Source organism: Pseudomonas chlororaphis subsp. chlororaphis (assembly GCF_003945765.1).
GTDB lineage: Bacteria > Pseudomonadota > Gammaproteobacteria > Pseudomonadales > Pseudomonadaceae > Aquipseudomonas > Aquipseudomonas chlororaphis.
The window spans coordinates 6,787,266-6,808,187 of the sequence record NZ_CP027712.1; the positions used below are offsets into that span (position 1 = coordinate 6,787,266).

The window sequence follows — 20,922 nt, forward strand, 5'->3', positions numbered from 1 at the left end:
CCGACGCCGGTAGCCAACCATGCAGCCGGCTTGTGGATAACTCACTCCACCGTGACGGACTTGGCCAGGTTGCGCGGCTGGTCGACGTCAGTGCCCTTGAGCACCGCCACGTAATACGACAGCAGCTGCAGCGGAATGGTGTAGAGGATCGGCGACAGGATGTCGTGGATATGCGGCATGTGGATAACATGCGTGCCCTCGCCGTTGGTCATGCCCGCCTGCTCGTCGGCAAAGACGATCAGCTCGCCGCCACGGGCGCGGACTTCCTGCAGGTTGGACTTGAGCTTCTCCAGCAACTCGTTGTTCGGCGCCACGGTGACGACGGGCATGTCGTTATCCACAAGGGCCAGCGGACCGTGCTTGAGCTCGCCGGCCGGGTAGGCTTCGGCATGGATGTAGGAGATTTCCTTGAGCTTGAGTGCCCCTTCCATCGCCACCGGGAACTGTGCGCCACGACCGAGGAACAGGGTGTGGTGCTTCTCGGCGAACAGTTCGGCGATTTTTTCCACCGTGCTGTCCATCGCCAAGGCTTCGCCCAGGCGAGTCGGCAAGCGCCGCAGTTCTTCCACCAGGGTGGCTTCGACGCCTTCGCCCAGGGTGCCGCGGACCTGGCCCAGGGACAGGGTCAGCAACAGCAGGCCAACCAGCTGGGTGGTGAAGGCTTTGGTGGAGGCCACGCCGATCTCGCGACCGGCCTGGGTCAGCAGGGTCAGGTCGGACTCACGCACCAGCGAGCTGATACCGACGTTGCAGATCGCCAGGCTGGCGAGGAAACCCAGCTCCTTGGCATTACGCAGCGCGGCCAGGGTGTCGGCGGTTTCGCCGGACTGGGAAATGGTCACGAACAGGGTATCCGGCTGCACCACCACCTTGCGGTAGCGGAACTCGCTGGCCACTTCGACCTGGCACGGAATCCCGGCCAGTTCTTCCAGCCAGTAACGGGCAACCATGCCGGCGTGATAGCTGGTGCCGCAGGCGACGATCTGCACGTTGCGCACCTTGGCGAACAACTCGGCGGCCTGCGGGCCGAAAGCCTGGACCAGCACCTGGTTCGGGCTCAGGCGGCCTTCGAGGGTGCGTTGCACCACGGCTGGCTGCTCGTGGATTTCCTTGAGCATGAAGTGGCGGAACTCGCCTTTCTCGGCGGCCTCGGCGCCATCACGGTATTGCACGGCTTCACGCTCGACCGCTTTGCCATGGACATCCCAGATCTGCACGCTGTCGCGGCGAATCTCGGCGATATCGCCCTCTTCCAGGTACATGAAGCGGTCGGTTACCTGACGCAGGGCCAGTTGGTCGGAAGCCAGGAAGTTTTCCCCCAGGCCCAGGCCGATCACCAATGGGCTGCCACTGCGGGCGGCGACCAGGCGGTCTGGTTGTCTCGCGCTGATCACGGCCAGGCCATAGGCACCATGCAGTTCCTTGACGGTGGCTTTCAGGGCCACGGTCAGGTCGCCCAGGTCCTTGAGTTTGTGATCCAGCAGGTGGGCGATGACTTCGGTGTCGGTGTCCGAGGTGAACACGTAGCCCAGGCCTTTGAGCTGCTCGCGCAGGGCTTCATGGTTCTCGATGATGCCGTTGTGCACCACCGCCAGGTCGCCGGAGAAATGCGGGTGGGCGTTACGCTCGCATGGCGCGCCGTGAGTGGCCCAGCGGGTGTGGGCGATGCCCAGGCGACCGACCAGCGGCGCGCCGGCCAAGGCCTGTTCCAGCTCGCTGACCTTGCCCGGACGACGCAGGCGCTCGAGCTTACCATCGTTGGTCAGGACCGCCACCCCGGCACTGTCGTAGCCGCGGTATTCGAGACGCTTGAGGCCTTCGAGCAGGATGGGCGTGATATTCCGTTCAGCAACGGCGCCAACAATTCCACACATGGTTTCTCTCCTAGATGACTGCCGCGCAAATCAGCGTAATGCCGCGGGCCTGAATTTGGTCGCGGGCCTCTGCAGGCAGGCGATCATCGGTAATAAGGGTATGGACGCTGCTCCAGGGCAGTTCCAGGTTGGGAATCTTGCGGCCGATCTTGTCGGCCTCGACCATCACCACGACTTCCCGCGCCACCTCGGCCATCACCCGGCTCAGGCCGAGCAACTCATTGAAGGTGGTGGTCCCGCGCACCAGGTCGATGCCGTCGGCACCGATAAACAGCTGGTCGAAGTCGTAGGAGCGCAATACCTGCTCGGCGACCTGCCCCTGGAACGACTCGGAGTGAGGGTCCCAGGTACCGCCGGTCATCAACAGCACCGGCTCGTGCTCCAGTTCGCTCAGGGCATTGGCCACATGCAGCGAGTTGGTCATGACCACCAGGCCCGGCTGCTGACCGAGTTCGGGAATCATGGCCGCGGTGGTACTGCCACTGTCGATAATGATGCGGGCGTGTTCGCGAATCCGTGCAACCGCCGCACGGGCGATGGCTTGTTTATAGGTGGAGACTGGCTGGCCGATATCGCCAACCAGTTCCTGCGGCATGGTGATCGCGCCGCCGTAGCGCCGCAGCAACAAGCCGTTGCTCTCCAGGGCCGCCAGGTCCTTGCGGATCGTAACTTCCGAAGTTTCGAAGCGTTTAGCCAGCTCATCCACGCTCACCTCGCCCTGTTCATTGAGCAAGGCCAGAATGTTGTGACGGCGCTGGGGCGTATTGCGTTTCGACATGAGCACTTAAGTTTCGATTCGAAAGATAACGGAAGCAATCAAAACCTATTGCCGGAAATTCGTCAAGCCAGCGCAAGAAAAAAATCTGTGGATAAAAGCATCGCGGGCAAGCCTCGCTCCTACAGATATCACTGTCTATAGGAGCGAGGCTTGCCCGCGAAAGCAATCTCGAGAGTACCGGCCACTGCGTTGTGGATAACTCAGCTCTTCTTGATTTTCACCGGGCGTTTCCAGCCATCGATATTCTTCTGCCGGGCACGGGCCACGGCCAGCTGGGCTTTTTCCACAGTCTGGTTGATGGTAGAACCGGCCGCCGTGGTCGCGCCATCCTGGATATCCACAGGTGCCACCAACGAGTTGTTGGAACCGATGAAGACGTCTTCGCCCAGCACTGTCCGATGTTTGTTGGCGCCATCGTAGTTGCAGGTAATGGTGCCGGCGCCGATGTTGCTGCGTGCACCGATCTCAGCATCTCCCAGGTAGGCCAGGTGCCCGGCCTTGGCGCCCTCGCCCATGCGTGCGTTCTTCAACTCGACAAAGTTACCCACATGGGCACGGGCTTCGAGAACAGTACCTTGGCGCAGGCGGGCGAACGGACCGGCATCGCTGCCTTCACCCAGTACCGCACCTTCGATATGGCTGTTGGCCTTGATCACCACGCCCTTGCGCAGGGTGCTGTCCTTGATCACGCAGTTCGGGCCGATCACCACGTCGTCCTCGATGACCACGCGGCCTTCGAGAATCACGTTGATGTCGATCAGCACGTCGCGGCCCACCGTCACTTCACCGCGCACATCGAAACGTGCCGGATCGCGCAGGGTCACGCCCTGAGCCATCAGGCGCCGACCTTCGCGCAACTGATAATGACGCTCCAGTTCGGACAGCTGCTTGCGATCGTTGGCGCCCTGCACTTCCATCGGATCGTGAGGTTGCTCGGTGGCCACCAACAAACCATCGCTGACCGCCATCTCGATCACGTCAGTCAGGTAATACTCGCCCTGGGCGTTGTTATTCGACAGACGACTCATCCAGTCGGCAAGGCGATTAGCCGGCACCGCAAGGATGCCAGTGTTGCCTTCGGTGATTGCGCGTTGCGCTTCGCTGGCGTCCTTGTGCTCGACGATGGCTGCGACCCTGCCGTCGGCATCGCGAACGATCCGGCCATAACCGGTCGGGTCGTCCAGCTCCACGGTCAGCAATCCCATTTGCCCGGGAACAACGTGCTTGAGCAAGCGCTGCAGGGTTTCGACTTCGATCAGCGGCACGTCACCGTAGAGAATCAGCACGGTATCGGCGGTAATGAACGGCACCGCCTGGGCGGTGGCGTGACCGGTACCCAGCTGCTTGTCCTGCAGCACGAAATTCAGGTCGTCCGCCGCCAGGCGCTCACGCACCGCATCGGCACCGTGACCGATGACGACATGGATGCGTTGTGGATCGAGTTGCCGGGCGCTGTGGATAACATGCCCCAGCATGGAGTTGCCCGCCACCGGGTGCAGGACTTTCGGCAACGAGGAACGCATGCGGGTGCCTTGACCGGCAGCGAGAATAACGATTTCGAGAGACATGACTGGCTACCAATCCTGGGTGGTCAGCGACTGCGACCATGAGGTGAATTGCAAAAAAAGAAAAAGGGTAGCCGAGGCTACCCTTTTTAATCAATCGCGCGGAAATCCCGCGGCTTAGCCGCCGAACTTCTTGCGGATCTGCTGGACGGTGCGCAGCTGGGCTGCGGCCTCGGCCAGACGTGCAGCAGCAGAACCGTAGTCGAAATCTGCGCCTTTTTCATTCAGGGCCTTCTCAGCAGCCTTGACGGCTTCCTGAGCGGAGGCTTCGTCCAGGTCGGCAGCACGCTGCACGGTGTCGGCAAGAACCTTGACCATGTTCGGCTGAACCTCGAGGAAACCACCGGAGATGTAGAACACCTCGGTTTCCCCGCCCTGCTTGATCAAGCGGATCGGACCTGGTTTCAGATTAGTGATCAGCGGAGCGTGACCCAGGGCGATACCAAGATCCCCCAGCTCGCCGTGTGCGATCACCATCTCGACCAGACCGGAGAAGATTTCTCCTTCCGCGCTGACGATATCGCAATGGACTGTCATAGCCATCTGCTTGCCTCAACCTAAATTAGCGCCCGTTGCCGGGCGCCGGGATTACAGTTTCTTGGCTTTCTCGATCGCTTCTTCGATGCCGCCGACCATGTAGAACGCTTGTTCTGGCAGGTGGTCGTAGTCACCGTTGAGGATGCCTTTGAAGCCAGCGATGGTGTCTTTCAGGGAAACGTATTTGCCTGGAGAACCAGTGAAGACTTCAGCCACGAAGAACGGCTGCGACAGGAAGCGCTGGATCTTACGAGCGCGGGATACCAGTTGCTTGTCGGCTTCGGACAGTTCGTCCATACCCAGGATCGCAATGATGTCCTTCAGCTCTTTGTAGCGCTGCAGCACGTACTGAACGCCGCGAGCGGTTTCGTAGTGCTCGTTGCCGATCACGTTCGGGTCCAGCTGACGGGAAGTCGAGTCCAGTGGATCTACCGCTGGGTAGATACCCAGGGAAGCGATGTCACGGGACAGTACGACTGTGGCGTCCAAGTGGGCGAAGGTGGTCGCTGGCGACGGGTCGGTCAAGTCGTCCGCAGGTACGTATACCGCTTGGATCGAGGTGATCGAGCCTTGCTTGGTCGAAGTGATACGTTCTTGCAGAACGCCCATCTCTTCAGCCAGGGTCGGCTGGTAACCTACTGCGGAAGGCATACGGCCCAGCAGTGCGGATACTTCGGTACCGGCCAGGGTGTAACGATAGATGTTGTCGACGAACAGCAGAACGTCGTTACCTTCGTCACGGAACTTCTCGGCCATGGTCAGGCCGGTCAGAGCTACGCGCAGACGGTTTCCCGGCGGCTCGTTCATCTGGCCGTATACCAGTGCCACTTTGTCCAGAACGTTGGAATCCTTCATCTCGTGGTAGAAGTCGTTACCCTCACGAGTACGCTCACCCACACCGGCGAACACGGAATAACCGCTGTGCTCGATGGCGATGTTACGGATCAGTTCCATCATGTTTACGGTCTTGCCCACACCGGCACCACCGAACAGACCGACTTTACCGCCCTTGGCGAACGGGCAAACCAGGTCGATAACCTTGATGCCGGTTTCCAGGAGGTCGTTGCCACCAGCTTGTTCAGCGAAGGACGGCGCAGGACGGTGAATGCCCCAACGCTCTTCTTCGCCGATCGGGCCAGCTTCGTCGATCGGGTTGCCCAGTACGTCCATGATCCGGCCCAGGGTCGCTTTACCGACCGGTACGGAGATGGCTGCGCCAGTGTTGTTGACGTCCAGACCGCGCTTCAAGCCCTCGGTGGAGCCCATCGCAATGGTACGTACCACGCCGTCGCCCAGCTGCTGCTGAACTTCCAGAGTGGTTTCGGCGCCTTGAACCTTCAAGGCGTCGTAGATGCTCGGTACGCTGTCGCGTGGAAATTCCACGTCGATAACGGCGCCGATGATTTGAACGATACGTCCGCTACTCATAGCTGGATCCTCTGAATATTTGAACCGTTAAACCGCGGCAGCGCCGCCGACGATTTCCGAGATCTCTTGGGTGATCGCAGCCTGACGCGCCTTGTTGTAGATCAGCTGCAAATCGCTGATCAAATCACCGGCGTTGTCGGTAGCGTTCTTCATCGCGATCATCCGCGCAGCTTGTTCAGCCGCGTTGTTCTCGACCACCGCCTGGTAGACCTGCGACTCCACGTAGCGAACCATCAAGCCGTCAAGCAGCTCTTTGGCGTCCGGTTCGTAGAGATAGTCCCAGTGGTGCTTGAGTTCTTGATCCGGGGTTGCCACCAGCGGAATCAACTGCTCCACCGTAGGCTGTTGCGTCATGGTGTTGATGAACTTGTTGGACACCACGGACAGGCGGTCAATCCGGCCGTCCAGGTAGGCATCCAGCATCACCTTGACGCTGCCGATCAGGTCATTGATCGACGGCTCTTCACCCAGGTGGCTGATTGCAGCGACGACGTTACCGCCGAAGTTACGGAAGAAAGCCGCACCTTTGCTGCCTACCACGCACAGATCGATCTCGACGCCATTTTCGCGGTTTACCGCCATGTCCTTGACCAAAGCCTTGAACAGGTTGGTATTCAAACCACCGCACAGACCACGGTCACTGCTCACCACGATATAACCGACGCGCTTGATTGCGCGGTCGATCATGAACGGGTGGCGATATTCCGGGTTGGCGTTGGCCAGATGACCAATAACCTGGCGGATGCGCTCCGCGTAAGGACGGCTAGCAGCCATGCGCATTTGTGCCTTGCGCATTTTGCTGACCGCCACTTTTTCCATGGCGCTGGTAATCTTTTGCGTGCTTTTGATGCTCGCAATCTTACTGCGAATCTCTTTTGCGCCTGCCATGTAACACCTATCAGGTTAGCAAGCGGGAGCCTCGCGGCCCCCGCTGCGGCTTACCAGGTTTGGGTGGCCTTGAACTTCTCGATACCGGCTTTCAGGCCAGCGTCGATTTCGTCATTGAAGTCACCCTTCACGTTGATCTTCGCCATCAAATCGGCGTGATCGCGGTTGAAGTAAGCAATCAGCGCTTGTTCGAAGCTACCGATCTTGGCGATTTCGACGTCAGTCAGGAACCCACGTTCAGCGGCATACAGCGACAGCGACATGTCAGCGATGGACATAGGCGCGTATTGCTTCTGCTTCATCAGCTCGGTAACGCGCTGACCGTGTTCAAGTTGCTTACGGGTCGCTTCGTCCAGGTCAGAAGCGAACTGGGCGAATGCCGCCAGTTCACGGTACTGAGCCAGAGCGGTACGGATACCACCGGACAGCTTCTTGATGATCTTGGTCTGAGCGGCACCACCTACACGGGATACCGAAACACCGGCGTTCACTGCCGGGCGGATGCCGGAGTTGAACATGGCCGATTCCAGGAAGATCTGACCGTCGGTGATGGAAATCACGTTGGTCGGAACGAACGCGGAAACGTCGCCAGCCTGGGTTTCGATGATCGGCAGTGCGGTCAGGGAACCGGTCTTGCCAGTTACCGCGCCGTTGGTGAACTTCTCTACGTACTCTTCCGAAACGCGGGATGCGCGCTCCAGCAGACGGGAGTGGAGATAGAACACGTCGCCTGGGTAAGCTTCACGGCCTGGTGGACGGCGCAGCAGCAGGGAAATCTGGCGGTAAGCCACTGCTTGCTTGGACAGATCGTCATAAACGATCAGCGCGTCTTCACCGCGGTCGCGGAAGAATTCGCCCATGGTGCAACCGGAGTACGGTGCCAGGAATTGCAGGGCAGCGGATTCGGAAGCACTGGCAGCCACGATGATGGTGTTGGCCAGAGCGCCGTTTTCTTCCAGCTTGCGAACAACGTTGGCGATGGTCGATTGTTTCTGACCGATAGCCACGTATACGCAGAAGATGCCGCTGTCTTTCTGGTTGATGATCGCGTCGATCGCCAGAGCGGTCTTACCGATCTGACGGTCACCGATGATCAGCTCACGCTGGCCACGGCCGACAGGGATCATGGCATCGACAGCCTTGTAGCCAGTCTGTACAGGCTGGTCTACCGACTTACGCCAGATCACGCCTGGAGCAACTTTCTCGACCGCGTCGGTCTCGGTGTTGTTCAGCGGACCTTTGCCGTCAACTGGGTTACCCAGTGCGTCGACTACGCGACCCAGCAGTTCCTTACCAACCGGAACTTCGAGGATGCGGCCGGTGCACTTGGCGCTCATGCCTTCAGCCAGAGTCGTGTATGCGCCCAGTACAACGGCACCTACGGAGTCTTGCTCAAGGTTGAGTGCCATACCGTAGACACCGCCCGGAAACTCGATCATCTCGCCGTACATGACGTCGGCCAGACCGTGAATCCGCACGATACCGTCAGAAACGCTGACGACAGTGCCTTCGTTACGGGCTTGGGAGGTCACATCGAGCTTTTCGATGCGGCCCTTGATAATTTCACTTATTTCGGAAGGATTGAGTTGCTGCATTGCTCTGCTGCCCCTTCAAACTCAAGATTTCAATGCTTCGGCAAGTTTCGCGATTTTGCCGCGAATCGAGCCATCGATAACCAGGTCGCCGGCGCGGATGACGACACCACCAATCAGGGCAGCGTCCTCCGCAACTTGCAGGCGCACTTCCCGGTCGAGTCGTGCACTGAGAACCTTGGCGAGTTTGTCTTGCTGTTCTTGGTTCAACGCAAAAGCACTGGTGACTTCCACATCTACCGACTTCTCTTGCTCGGCCTTGTACAGGTCGAACAGGGCGGCGATCTCCGGCAGAAGCAGGAGACGGTCGTTTTCGGCAACGACGTGGATGAAATTCTGTGCCTTGGCATCGAACTTGTCGCCGCACACGTCGATAAACGTGGCGGCCTTGTCTGCGCTCGTCAGTCGCGGGGCCTTGAGCACGCGCCGCATGGTGTCGTCTTGCGACACTGCTGCAGCCAGGCCGAGCATGGCTGACCAAGAGGCCAGTTGCTGGTGGGCCTGAGCGTGCTCGAAGGCCGCCTTAGCGTAAGGTCGGGCCAACGTGGTCAGTTCTGCCATGATCGCCCTCGCTTAAATTTCAGCAGCCAGTTTGTTAACCAGCTCCGCGTGCGCGTTTTGATCGATTGTGGCACCCAGGATCTTCTCGGCGCCGCCAACGGCCAGCACACCCAGTTGGGCACGCAGCGCGTCTTTGACACTGTTCAGTTCCTGCTCGATCTCGGCCTGAGCCTGAACCTTCACACGGTCAGCGTCGACACGGGCTTTTTCAACAGCCTCTTCGACGATCTGGTTACCGCGTTTCTTGGCTTGCTCAATGATTTCGGCTGCCTGAGCTTTTGCTTCGCGCAGTTGCTGACCCGCTTTCTCTTGGGCCAGTTCCAGGTCGCGAGCTGCTCGGCTGGCAGCGTCCAGTCCATCCGCGATCTTCTTCTGACGTTCGTGCAAAGCCGCGATGACCGGAGGCCACACGAACTTCATGCAAAACAGTACAAAAATGAAGAACGCAACGGACTGGCCAATCAGGGTTGCATTAATGTTCACGCCAACACCTCGCTCGTTCGTTGTCCATCACACCAATCAACTCGAAAATTCGAGTGATTAGCCAGCGAGTTGACCAACGAAGGGGTTCGCGAAGGTGAAGAACAGAGCGATACCAACGCCGATCATGGTTACGGCGTCGAGCAGGCCGGCAACGATGAACATTTTAACTTGCAGCATTGGAACCATTTCTGGCTGACGCGCAGCGCCTTCCAGGAACTTGCCGCCCAACAGGCCGAAACCAATTGCGGTACCCAGTGCGCCCAGGCCGATCAACAGTGCAACAGCGATAGCGGTTAGACCAACTACAGTTTCCATCTTTCCTCCCGACTTTTACGTCGTATGGTTTAGGTTTTTTAGATTAAAGCGGTAAAACAAATCGTTTCATCGTGCCCTAGACGGGCCCCCTCCCGTTTGACCGGGAGGGACATCAGACTGGTCGAGACCGGTCTTAATGGTTCTCTTCGTGTGCCATCGACAGGTAGACGATGGTCAGCATCATGAAGATAAACGCTTGCAGGGTGATGATCAGGATGTGGAACACAGCCCACGCCCATTGCAGCACCACGCCCAGGCCGCTGAGCCAGAGCAGGCCGCTGCCGAACATCACGGCGATCAGGATGAACACCAGTTCGCCAGCGTACATGTTGCCGAACAGACGAAGTGCCAGAGAGATTGGCTTGGCGATCAGCGTCACGAATTCAAGCAGGAAGTTCACCGGAATCAGCAGCGCTTGAATAAAGATATTCTTGCTGCCGAACGGGTGCAGGGTCAGTTCGCCGATGAAACCGCCGATGCCCTTGATCTTGATGCTGTAGAAAATGATCAGTGCGAACACCGAGAAGGCCATGGCCAGCGTGGCGTTCGGGTCGGTAGTCGACACGGCACGGAAAGGAATGTGCGCATCGCCGGAGATCAGGATGGCCAGCTGAGGAATCCAGTCGACCGGGATCAGGTCGATGGCGTTCATCAGGAACACCCAGACGAAGATGGTCAGTGCCAGCGGTGCAATCACTGGGCTACGGCCATGGAAGCTGTCTTTCACGCTGCCATCGACGAACTGGACCAATACTTCAACGAAGTTCTGCAAAGCACCTGGCTGACCAGAAGTTGCCTTCTTGGCCGCCATGCGGAAAAGAAGAACGAAGATCAGACCCAACGCCACAGACCAGCCGAGAGTATCGACGTGGAATGCCCAGAAGCCCATTTCTTTGGCTTCTGCTGCGGTGTGGGCAAAGCCCCAGCCGCCATTAGGTAGCTGACCGAAGGTCAGGTTCTGCAAGTGGTGCTGGATATAGCCCGAAGCGGTTGTTTCTGCCATGGTTGCCTCAAACGCCCTAAGGTCTCGAAAGTCTTGTTCTCATAAGCAGGGGAGCGAACCAGCTGACCAGTTGGGTCAGCACGAAGACGCCGAATACAGTTAGCGGCGCCAATGGCTTCACACCTGCGAACGTCAATGCAAAGAGCACTGCCGTCAAAATCAGTTTGCCCGCCTCGCCGGCATAAAAAGACCGGACGATGGCTTGAGCTGCTCGGGCGCCGGAAAACCGAAATGCCCTATGAGCGAAATACACATTGGGGAGCAAGGCTATCAGTCCCCCACAAAGGCCTGAGTATCCGGCTACGACTCCATGCCAATGCCAGAGCGCCAAGGCGGCCAGCAATAAAACGACCAACTGAGCCAATAAAACCGGGAAAACCGCCAAGCGATGGAACGGCAAGCGGTTTGGCGTGCGGGTTTCCATCACTCTTGCTCCTCATGGGTCGGCTGCCAGAATTCAATAACTTGGCATAATTTGTGCCGACAAAATGCGCGCAGAGTATAGGGGCGGTTCAGCCCCTATTCAACTGCCGGGTAGTGATTTCCGACTGCACGCTACATGAGGAAATGTTTCAGCGGATGTGTGCAAGGACGCCTTGAAGCTCATCGAGGGAGTTATACCCGATCACCAACTGACCTTTCCCTTTCTTTCCGTGACGAATCTGCACCGCAGAGCCTAGGCGCTCGGCCAGGCGTTGCTCCAGGCGCGCGATATCCGGGTCGGGTTTGACAGGTTCGGCAGGCTGCTGTTTGCCACTCAACCACTGGCGAACCAAGGCTTCGGTCTGGCGTACGGTGAGGCCGCGTGCGACAACGTGTCGCGCCCCTTCAACCTGTTGATTTTCCGGCAAACCCAGCAAGGCACGGGCATGACCCATTTCCAGGTCGCCGTGGGACAGCATGGTCTTGATCACTTCAGGCAAAGCGATCAGGCGCAGCAAGTTGGCTACAGTGACACGGGACTTACCCACAGCCTCGGCAACCTGCTGCTGAGTCAGCTGGAATTCCTGCTGCAGGCGCTGCAGGGCAACCGCTTCCTCGATGGGATTGAGATCTTCGCGCTGGATATTCTCGATCAGCGCCATGGCGATGGCGGTTTCGTCGGGCACATCGCGGACCATCGCCGGAATGGTTTCCTGACCCGCCTGCTGGCTGGCGCGCCAGCGGCGCTCGCCGGCGATGATTTCAAAACGGCCGGAACCGATCGGACGCACCACGATTGGCTGCATCACGCCCTGAGTCTTGATCGAGCTCGCCAATTCTTCCAGCGCCTGAGGGTCCATGTCCCGGCGCGGCTGATACTTGCCGCGCTGGATCAGGTCCAGCGGCAAATGTTGCAGCTCACGCACATCGGCTTGAACCGCTTGTTCTTCCAGCGAGCTGACAGTCGGACCACTCAACAGTGCATCCAGTCCACGTCCGAGACCTCGTTTCTTGACGGCCATGGGGATTCCTTAAGTTGGCTGGGCAGCAGCTGCGCGTGAATTTTTCCGTTGCCGACGAACCATCTCGCCAGCAAGGGCCAGATAGGCGATGGCACCGCGCGACTGTTTGTCGTAGACCAACGCCGGCATGCCATAACTGGGGGCTTCCGCCAGACGGATGTTGCGTGGGATCACTGTGTCGTACAGCTGATCGCCGAAGTGTTCCTTGAGTTGCGCGGAAACATCATTCATCAGGCTCAGGCGCGGGTCGTACATGGTCCGCAGCAAGCCTTCGACCTTGAGGTTCGGATTGAGCAATTCGGAGATGCGCTTGATGTTATCCACAAGGTCGCTCAGCCCTTCGAGAGCGAAGTACTCGCACTGCATGGGGATAATGACCCCATCGGCGGCGACCAAAGCATTGAGCGTAAGCATCGACAGCGACGGCGGGCAGTCGATCAGAATGTAATCGTAGTTTTCCCGGATCGGCGCCAGGGCACTGCGCAGACGGCTTTCCTTCATCTGCATTTCCAGCAGAACCACTTCCGCGGCGGTCAGGTCGCGGTTCGCCGGCAGCAGTTGATAACCGCCGTGCTCGGAGTAATGCATGGCCTGGGCCAGATCGCATTCGCCGATCAGCAGGTCGTAGACCGAATTTTCCAGGCCATGTTTATCCACACCGCTACCCATGGTGGCGTTGCCCTGTGGATCGAGATCGATCAACAGCACCCGGCGCTTGGTAGCAACCAGCGATGCTGCGAGGTTGATGCAGGTGGTGGTCTTGCCCACACCACCTTTCTGGTTCGCTATCGCGAATACCTTAGCCATTCTTGCTTGTGTTCCCAATCATGCCGTGCGGCGCAGTATCAGCAGATGGCGTTGGCCTTGGCAACCGGGTACGGCCAGGGCGTGTTCGCTATCGAGGTGGAAGTCTGCCGGCAATGCTACCAGCTCATCGGCGGGATGAACGCCCTTCATTGCCAGCCAACGTGTATCGCGGTCGCCGAGGTGGCGAGTCCAGTTGGTGAAGTTCTCCATGCTACTGAATGCCCGGGAAATGATCCCGTTGAATGGCTGCTGCGGCTGGAAAGCTTCGACACGACTGTGGATAACTTGCAGGTTATCCAGCTTCAGTTCCAGTTTGACCTGGGTCAGGAAGCGGGTTTTCTTGCCATTGCTGTCCAGACAGGTCACTTGCGAATCCGGAAACAGGATAGCCAATGGAATGCCCGGCATCCCGCCGCCGCTGCCAACGTCCAGCCAGCGGCCGTTTTCGATGAACGACATCACGCTCAGGCTATCGAGCAGATGACGCGAGACCATTTCATCCGGATCGCGTACTGCGGTCAGGTTGTAAGCCTTGTTCCATTTGATCAGCAGGGCCAGATAACCCAGCAGCAACTCGTGCTGGGCTTCTGTCAGGTTGACACCGAGTTGGCGAGCACCTGTGGATAACTCTTCTGCATGTTGCGAGGTGACCTGCGAACTCAAGCGCTTTGCTCCAACTGACGGCCCGCGCCGCGTTTTTTCAAGTGAATCATCAACAGCGAAATCGCTGCTGGGGTCACGCCCGGAATCCGCGAAGCCTGGCCCAGGGTTTCAGGACGCGTGGCGCCGAGCTTGCTCTGGATCTCTTTCGAGAGACCGGAAATGTTGCTGTAGTCGATATCCACAGGCAGCTTGGTGTCTTCGCTGGCCCGCAGACGAGCGATTTCGTCCTGCTGGCGATCGATGTAGCCGGCGTACTTGGTCTTGATCTCGACCTGCTCGGCGACCTGTGGATCTTCTGCGCCCTGCCCGGTCACTTCGACCAGACCAGCGTAGTCGATTTCCGGACGGCTCAGCAGATTCAGCAAGTTGTACTCATGGGTCAGCGGTGTGCCGAACTTTTCGGCGATCGCATCACCCTGCTCGGTACCCGGACGAACCCAAGTGCTTTTCAGGCGTTGCTCTTCCAGGGCAATACCTTCGCGTTTTTTGCAGAACGCGGCCCAACGGACATCGTCCACCAGGCCCAGTTCCCGACCTTTTTCGGTCAGGCGCAGGTCGGCATTGTCTTCGCGCAGGATCAGGCGGTATTCAGCACGGGATGTAAACATCCGATACGGTTCCTGGGTTCCCAGGGTAATCAGGTCGTCGACCAACACACCGATGTAGGCTTCATCGCGACGCGGGCACCAGCTGTCTTTGCCCTGCGCGCGCAATGCGGCGTTGGCACCGGCGAGCAAACCCTGGGCGCCGGCTTCTTCGTAACCGGTGGTGCCGTTGATCTGGCCGGCAAAGAACAGGCCGCCGATCACTTTGGTTTCCAGGCTGTACTTCAGGTCGCGCGGATCGAAGTAGTCGTACTCGATGGCATAGCCGGGACGCACGATGTGCGCGTTTTCCATGCCGCGGATCGATTGCACGATCTGCAACTGCACATCGAACGGCAGGCTTGTGGATATTCCGTTCGGGTACAGCTCGTGAGTGGTCAGGCCTTCCGGCTCGATGAAGACCTGATGGCTTTCCTTGTCGGCAAAGCGATGGATCTTGTCTTCGATCGACGGGCAGTAGCGCGGGCCGATGCCCTCGATCGAGCCGGCATCGGAATACATCGGCGAACGGTCGAGGTTTGCAGCGATGATTTCGTGAGTCCGCGCATTGGTATGAGTAATCCAGCAACTGACCTGCCGCGGATGTTGTTCCTTGTTGCCCAGGAAAGACATGACCGGGATCGGCGTATCGCCCGGTTGCTCGGTCATCACCGAGAAATCCACAGACCGGCCATCGATGCGCGGTGGCGTACCGGTTTTCAGGCGGCCCACACGCAGAGGCAATTCGCGCAGACGGCGAGCCAGAGCGATCGACGGCGGATCACCGGCACGACCGCCGGAATAATTCTGCAACCCGATGTGGATAAGTCCGCCGAGGAAGGTACCGGTGGTCAACACCACGGATTCGGCGAAGAAACGCAGGCCCATTTGGGTCACTACGCCGCGGACCTGGTCTTGTTCGACGATCAGGTCATCCGCTGCCTGTTGAAATATCCACAGGTTCGGCTGGTTTTCCAGGATTTCGCGGACAGCAGCCTTGTACAGAATACGGTCGGCCTGGGCGCGGGTAGCACGCACGGCTGGGCCTTTACGGCTGTTCAACACCCGAAACTGAATACCACCTTTATCGGTAGCCATGGCCATCGCACCGCCGAGAGCGTCGATTTCTTTGACCAGATGACTTTTACCGATCCCGCCAATCGCGGGATTGCAGCTCATTGCTCCGAGGGTTTCCACGTTGTGCGTCAGCAACAGGGTTTTTACCCCCATGCGTGCTGATGCAAGTGCTGCCTCGGTACCGGCATGACCGCCGCCGATGACGATCACTTCAAAACGGGAAGGGAAATCCACCACGCACCTCGTGCCTGCTTATATGGGTAAAAAAGGATGGGTTCTTGGGATAACGGACAAGTATAGGGTCTTCGCCCTTCCTAAAGAACCCTTTGCACAAAATTTAACCAGCTGTGGATGACTCACGGACAATAGAAATTAAAAAGAAAGAAATTTATTAAATCTTTGTTTTTATGTTTATTCTTAGGCACCGACCTATCTGTGGATAGATTCATACAGCCCTTTGTTTTCAATGTGTACAGAGATTCAAAAGTCTGTGGTTAGGTGGCAACGAGGCCCTTGGATAACCGGTGTAAGCCTGTGGATTAAAGTGCTGCTTATCCACAGAGCGGGTTTTCCTCAGTTTTGACGCTCTGTTATCAACTGAGCCTAAGGGCAGTTATTCACAGGGCTTAATCCACAGAAAAAGCTCGTCCGACCAAACGGCGGCCACAAGAAATCCGCCGGAGCGCCCAATTGCGCCCGACAAACTTGGAAATGATGGGGAGTACGAGGGATTGCAGGAGCGGGTTTGCCTGTGATGCCGGCGGAACACCGTCATGAGCATCACAAGCAACCAAGCCGTCGAACGGCTGCTCTGGGGTTATTTACCGATGCAGAAGCTGGAGAAGATCCGGCCTAGCAGGTCGTCCGAGCTGAAAGCGCCGGTAATTTCTCCCAGGGATTGCTGGGCCTGGCGCAGGTCTTCAGCCAGCAGCTCGCCGGCGCCGGCCAGGGTCAGTTGCGCACGGCCATGCTCAAGCGCGTCGCTGGCGTGGTGCAGGGCTTCCAGGTGACGCCTGCGTGCACTGAAGCTGCTTTCGGAAGTCTGTTCGTAACCCATGCAGGCCTTGAGGTGCTCACGCAGCAGTTCCAGGCCCTCGCCGCCTGCCTTGGCACTGAGGCTGATAGTCACGTGGCCATCGTCGCTGACCTCCAGGGCGATCGCTTCGTTGGTCAGGTCGGCCTTGTTGCGGATCAGCGTGACTTTCGCCGGATCCGGCCGCAGTTCCAGGAACTCCGGCCACAAGGCAAAGGGGTCCAGCGCTTCCGGAGCCGTGGCGTCGACCACCAGCAATACGCGATCGGCCTCGCCAATGGCCTTGAGGGCACGTTCCACGCCGATCTTTTCCACCTGGTCTTCGGTATCGCGCAACCCCGCGGTATCCACAACGTGCAACGGCATGCCGTCGATGTGGATATGTTCTCGCAGCACATCCCGGGTGGTGCCGGCGATCTCGGTGACAATCGCCGCTTCGCGTCCGGCCAGGGCATTGAGCAGGCTGGACTTGCCAGCGTTGGGCCGGCCAGCGATGACCACGGTCATGCCGTCACGCAGCAAGGCGCCCTGCCCGGCTTCGCGGACCACGGTGGATAACTCGTCACGCACCGCGTCGAGCATCTGCAGGACATGGCCATCGGCCAGGAAGTCAATTTCTTCCTCGGGAAAATCAATGGCCGCCTCGACGTAGATGCGCAGCGCGATCAATTGCTCGGTCAGGTTATGCACACGCTTGGAGAATGCCCCCTGCAAAGAGCGCAAGGCATTGCGCGCGGCCTGTGCGGAACTGGCTTCGATCAGGTCGGCGATGGCTTCGGCCTGGGCCAGGTCGAGCTTGTCGTTGAGGAACGCGCGCTCGCTGAATTCCCCCGGCCGGGCCAGGCGGCATCCCAGCTGCAGGCAACGCTGCAGCAACATATCCAGGACGATCGGGCCGCCGTGGCCCTGAAGTTCCAGCACGTCTTCGCCGGTAAAGGAGTTCGGCCCCGGGAAATACAAGGCGATCCCCTCATCCAGGACTTCGTTCCGATCGCTGAAAAACGGCCCGTAATGGGCGTAACGCGGTTTCAGCTCGCGGCCGCTGATGGCCTTGGCGGCGACATTGGCCAACGGTCCGGAAATACGCACGATGCCCACACCACCGCGCCCCTGGGCGGTGGCTACGGCTGCGATGGTTTCACGAGGGACATTCATAACCCGCTCCAGACATAAAGAGGCAGACAAAAGTGACAGATAGCAAAACGCCCCACTAGGGGGCGTTTTGAGTGGTTATCCACAGAGTAGGTCAGGCAGCTGCTTTCTTGGTAGCCGCTTCGATCTTACGTGTGATGTACCACTGTTGGGCGATCGACAGGCAGTTGTTCACCACCCAGTACAGCACCAGGCCCGCCGGGAACCACAGGAAGAAGAAGGTGAAGATGATTGGCATCATTTTCATCACCTTGGCCTGCATCGGATCCGGAGGAGTCGGGTTCAGTTGCTGCTGGATGAACATGGTGGCGCCCATGATGATCGGCAGGATGAAGAACGGATCCTTGATCGACAGGTCGGTAATCCACAGCATGAACGGTGCCTGGCGCATTTCCACGCTTTCCAGGAGTACCCAGTACAAGGACAGGAACACCGGCATCTGCACGAGGATTGGCAAGCAACCACCCAGCGGATTGATCTTCTCTTTCTTGTAAAGCTCCATCATGGCTTGCGACATTTTCTGCCGGTCGTCGCCATGTTGCTCTTTCAGAGCCGCCAGTTTCGGCGCCACTGCACGCATGCGCGCCATGGATTTGTAGCTGGCCGCCGACAGTGGGAAGAAGATCCCCTTGATCAGCATGGTCAGGAAGATGATCGACCAACCCCAGTTACCCACAATGCTGTGGATATGTTGCAGTAGCCAGAAGATCGGCTGGGCAATGAACCACAGAATGCCGTAGTCGACAGTCAATTCCAGACCTGGGGACAACTCTTTCAGCACGGCCTGGCTTTTCGGACCGGCGTACAGAGTGGCGGTGGTTTCAGCCTTGGCACCTGGTGCAACGGTCAGCGCCGGGCCGGTGAAACCGATGATGTAGTTGCCTTGGTTGTCTTTGCGGGTCTGCACCACGTTGCTTTCGTTCTTCGCCGGGATCCAGGCGGTCACGAAGTAGTGTTGCAGCCAGGCAACCCAGCCACCTTGCACGGTTTCTTTCAGCGAGCCCTTGTCGATATCTTTCATCGACACTTTTTTGTACGGCTCGGAACTTGTCCACAGGGCGGCGCCCAGGTAAGTCGCGGTGCCGGTGGCGGTGCTGGAAGAAGGATCGGAGCTGGCGTCGCGTTTGAGCTGGGCAAACAGGTTGCCAGTCCAGGCCTTGTCGCTGGTGTTGTCGATCAGATAGGTGACTTTCAGATCGTACAGACCGCGGGTAAAGGTGAAACGCTTGATGTAGTTGACGCCGGCGTCGCTGAATTTCAGGTCGACATTCAGCTGATTCTGGCCGTCAGCCAGTTGAAAAGTCTTTTTTTCGGCCGAGTAAACCGGGCGTCCGGCAGGACGGGCATCCGGGCCGTTGGTACCGGTCAGGCCGCTTTGCGCCAGATAAGTACGTTCGCCACCGTTATCGAACAGCTGGAACGGAATTTCCGGATGGTCCTGGCGACGTGGATACAGCGGCAGCTTCAGCTGGGCGATATCACCACCTTGAGGATCGATAGCCAGATCGAGCACATCCGTTTTTACCTGGATGAGGTCTTTGCTTGCCGCTACCGGAGTTTCGGTAGGGGTGCTGGTATCAGTATTCGCGCTGGGTACATCGGCACTGGCGGAAGCATTGTTACCAACAGGCGTATCCGGTAGAGCCGGGGTGGCGGTGTTGGCAGCAACATTCTGAGTCGGCAGGGCAGCCTGGCCATAATCCTGGTTCCACTTAAGAACCATGACGTAGGACACGATTGCCAGGGCGACGATCAGGATCGTGCGTTTAATATCCATGATTACTCGGCCATCGAAGAAGAACGGGAGGTAGGGATAGGTGGAACCGGGTCATAACCACCGGGATTCCACGGATGACAGCGACCTAAACGACGAAAGGTCAGCCAGCCACCGCGCAGAAGGCCATGATTTTCGATGGCTTCATACGCGTAGCAGGAACAGCTGGGGTAGAAACGACAGTGACTGGCCATCAGAGGACTAATGGCATAGCGATAAAACTGGATCGGAACGAGTGCCAGTTTACGCATTCGGGCTGTCTACCCCTACAGTTTCGGGTTTGGCTGCTGGTGCCGGCTTGTTACGGGCCAAACGCTTCCAGAGCTTGTCGAAATGCTGAATCAATTCGGGGTTTTCTACATCGCCCAAACCTTTGCGCGCGACGATAACGATGTCCCAGCCGACCAGAGCATCCTGGTGCAGGCGAAACGATTCGCGCATCAGACGTTTGAGGCGATTGCGCTCAACGGAGAGCTTGACGCTCTTTTTTCCGATAACCAGCCCCAGACGGGGATGATCCAGATCGTTGTTGCGCGCAAGGAGCAGGAGATTTTTCCCCGGAACCTTGCCGGTAGGGGAGTCAAAGACTGCCTTGAAATGCCGGGGGGTAAGCAGACGCTTTTCCCGACTGAAGTCCTGACTCACCTCCAGTGCCGGAGTATCAAACTGCCAGACGCGCACGACCTTTGGCGCGACGACGCGACAGGACGGCACGACCGTTCTTGGTAGCCATGCGAGCACGGAAACCGTGGGTACGAGCGCGTTTGATAGTGCTTGGTTGGAAAGTACGTTTCATTGTCGTGTTACCTGGTTCGTCCACAACGGGCCGGAATGGCCCCCGTTTTAAGAGATCGGCGATTCTAGAGAAAGCAAGCCTCTAGGTCAATTTCCAACCAGCTTTTCCTTTGTCTGGGTATGTCCACATCGAAGACTGAAGAACCCAGTCAGCCAGATATAAAAATAAAGAAGGGAATTATTTAAAGCTTTTCTGTAAAGCTTATAAAGGCTAGGGATGCCTCTATTTGTGGATAACTACATTCAGCCCTTGTAGACCGTGGTGTACAGAGAATGACAACACTGTCGAGAAACGGTGCTCTGCCTGTGCTGCGCTATCGGAAAAGCTGTGTGTGGAAAGGTGAGTTATCCACAAGCAGGTTATCCACCGATTTTCGCCCCCAGTTGTGCAATGCCCTCAGGCATGGTTATCCACAGAGCTTATGCACATACCATTGGTCGTGTTTTTTCGGGATAAAGCGTTGATTCATAGTGCCCTGTGATCAACCTACATGTGGATAAGTGTGCGTCTGGTCGCTACAATGGCGGCTTGTTTTTGCCTCACCGGCTTTCAACTTAGGGGATATCC

General features: G+C 58.1%; 21 protein-coding genes. All 21 read right to left on the reverse strand.

Going from position 1 to position 20,922, the window contains the following annotated elements:
- Positions 1-41 precede the first annotated feature (41 nt).
- The 21 genes from glmS to rpmH all read right to left on the reverse strand — a co-directional run bounded on the left by glmS (position 42) and on the right by rpmH (position 20,355).
- Positions 42-1,874, reverse strand: coding sequence for a glutamine--fructose-6-phosphate transaminase (isomerizing) (gene glmS, locus C4K27_RS31030; protein WP_053263207.1), 1,833 nt, complete (start codon positions 1,872-1,874; stop codon positions 42-44).
- A gap of 10 nt (positions 1,875-1,884) precedes the next feature.
- The gene (locus tag C4K27_RS31035) at positions 1,885-2,652 is read right to left on the reverse strand and encodes a DeoR/GlpR family DNA-binding transcription regulator (protein ID WP_053263208.1); all 768 of its coding nucleotides are present in this window, start codon (positions 2,650-2,652) and stop codon (positions 1,885-1,887) included.
- A gap of 200 nt (positions 2,653-2,852) precedes the next feature.
- Complete coding sequence (glmU, locus tag C4K27_RS31040; RefSeq protein WP_037034405.1) at positions 2,853-4,220, reverse strand: bifunctional UDP-N-acetylglucosamine diphosphorylase/glucosamine-1-phosphate N-acetyltransferase GlmU; 1,368 nt, start codon at positions 4,218-4,220, stop codon at positions 2,853-2,855.
- Between the two features lie 114 nt (positions 4,221-4,334).
- Positions 4,335-4,760, reverse strand: a complete 426-nt coding sequence (locus tag C4K27_RS31045) for a F0F1 ATP synthase subunit epsilon (protein WP_007924512.1) — start codon at positions 4,758-4,760, stop codon at positions 4,335-4,337.
- Between the two features lie 45 nt (positions 4,761-4,805).
- The gene (atpD, locus tag C4K27_RS31050; RefSeq protein WP_007924510.1) at positions 4,806-6,182 is read right to left on the reverse strand and encodes a F0F1 ATP synthase subunit beta; all 1,377 of its coding nucleotides are present in this window, start codon (positions 6,180-6,182) and stop codon (positions 4,806-4,808) included.
- 27 nt (positions 6,183-6,209) lie between these two features.
- Positions 6,210-7,070: a F0F1 ATP synthase subunit gamma gene (gene atpG / locus C4K27_RS31055; RefSeq protein WP_007924507.1), complete on the reverse strand. Its 861-nt coding sequence runs from the start codon at positions 7,068-7,070 to the stop codon at positions 6,210-6,212.
- Positions 7,071-7,120: 50 nt separating this feature from the next.
- Positions 7,121-8,665 carry a F0F1 ATP synthase subunit alpha gene (atpA, locus tag C4K27_RS31060; protein WP_007924506.1) on the reverse strand — a complete coding sequence of 515 codons (1,545 nt, stop codon included), beginning with the start codon at positions 8,663-8,665 and terminating at the stop codon, positions 7,121-7,123.
- A 21-nt stretch (positions 8,666-8,686) separates the two neighbouring features.
- Positions 8,687-9,223, reverse strand: coding sequence for a F0F1 ATP synthase subunit delta (locus C4K27_RS31065; protein ID WP_007924505.1), 537 nt, complete (start codon positions 9,221-9,223; stop codon positions 8,687-8,689).
- A 12-nt stretch (positions 9,224-9,235) separates the two neighbouring features.
- Positions 9,236-9,706, reverse strand: a complete 471-nt coding sequence (locus C4K27_RS31070; protein ID WP_007924504.1) for a F0F1 ATP synthase subunit B — start codon at positions 9,704-9,706, stop codon at positions 9,236-9,238.
- 57 nt (positions 9,707-9,763) lie between these two features.
- Positions 9,764-10,021: a F0F1 ATP synthase subunit C gene (atpE, locus tag C4K27_RS31075; RefSeq protein WP_002555987.1), complete on the reverse strand. Its 258-nt coding sequence runs from the start codon at positions 10,019-10,021 to the stop codon at positions 9,764-9,766.
- A gap of 133 nt (positions 10,022-10,154) precedes the next feature.
- Positions 10,155-11,024 (reverse strand): F0F1 ATP synthase subunit A, encoded by an 870-nt coding sequence (gene atpB / locus C4K27_RS31080; protein WP_025806879.1) that lies wholly within the window; start codon positions 11,022-11,024, stop codon positions 10,155-10,157.
- Between the two features lie 16 nt (positions 11,025-11,040).
- Positions 11,041-11,448, reverse strand: coding sequence for a F0F1 ATP synthase subunit I (locus tag C4K27_RS31085; protein ID WP_053263209.1), 408 nt, complete (start codon positions 11,446-11,448; stop codon positions 11,041-11,043).
- 148 nt (positions 11,449-11,596) lie between these two features.
- Positions 11,597-12,469, reverse strand: coding sequence for a ParB/RepB/Spo0J family partition protein (locus tag C4K27_RS31090; protein ID WP_007924496.1), 873 nt, complete (start codon positions 12,467-12,469; stop codon positions 11,597-11,599).
- A 9-nt stretch (positions 12,470-12,478) separates the two neighbouring features.
- Positions 12,479-13,276, reverse strand: a complete 798-nt coding sequence (locus C4K27_RS31095) for a ParA family protein (RefSeq protein WP_007924494.1) — start codon at positions 13,274-13,276, stop codon at positions 12,479-12,481.
- A gap of 18 nt (positions 13,277-13,294) precedes the next feature.
- On the reverse strand, positions 13,295-13,939 hold the full coding sequence (gene rsmG, locus C4K27_RS31100; RefSeq protein WP_007924492.1) for a 16S rRNA (guanine(527)-N(7))-methyltransferase RsmG: 645 nt from the start codon (positions 13,937-13,939) through the stop codon (positions 13,295-13,297).
- Complete coding sequence (gene mnmG, locus C4K27_RS31105; protein ID WP_053263278.1) at positions 13,936-15,834, reverse strand: tRNA uridine-5-carboxymethylaminomethyl(34) synthesis enzyme MnmG; 1,899 nt, start codon at positions 15,832-15,834, stop codon at positions 13,936-13,938. The genes rsmG and mnmG overlap by 4 nt, the downstream gene beginning before the upstream one ends.
- A 583-nt stretch (positions 15,835-16,417) precedes the next feature.
- The gene (gene mnmE, locus C4K27_RS31115) at positions 16,418-17,788 is read right to left on the reverse strand and encodes a tRNA uridine-5-carboxymethylaminomethyl(34) synthesis GTPase MnmE (protein WP_053263210.1); all 1,371 of its coding nucleotides are present in this window, start codon (positions 17,786-17,788) and stop codon (positions 16,418-16,420) included.
- Between the two features lie 91 nt (positions 17,789-17,879).
- Positions 17,880-19,562: a membrane protein insertase YidC gene (gene yidC, locus C4K27_RS31120; protein WP_053263211.1), complete on the reverse strand. Its 1,683-nt coding sequence runs from the start codon at positions 19,560-19,562 to the stop codon at positions 17,880-17,882.
- Positions 19,563-19,564: 2 nt separating this feature from the next.
- Positions 19,565-19,810: a membrane protein insertion efficiency factor YidD gene (gene yidD, locus C4K27_RS31125; protein WP_010465488.1), complete on the reverse strand. Its 246-nt coding sequence runs from the start codon at positions 19,808-19,810 to the stop codon at positions 19,565-19,567.
- Complete coding sequence (rnpA, locus tag C4K27_RS31130; protein ID WP_009041465.1) at positions 19,803-20,204, reverse strand: ribonuclease P protein component; 402 nt, start codon at positions 20,202-20,204, stop codon at positions 19,803-19,805. The genes yidD and rnpA overlap by 8 nt, the downstream gene beginning before the upstream one ends.
- Positions 20,205-20,220: 16 nt before the next feature.
- Positions 20,221-20,355 carry a 50S ribosomal protein L34 gene (gene rpmH, locus C4K27_RS31135; RefSeq protein ID WP_003213577.1) on the reverse strand — a complete coding sequence of 45 codons (135 nt, stop codon included), beginning with the start codon at positions 20,353-20,355 and terminating at the stop codon, positions 20,221-20,223.
- Positions 20,356-20,922 lie beyond the last annotated feature (567 nt).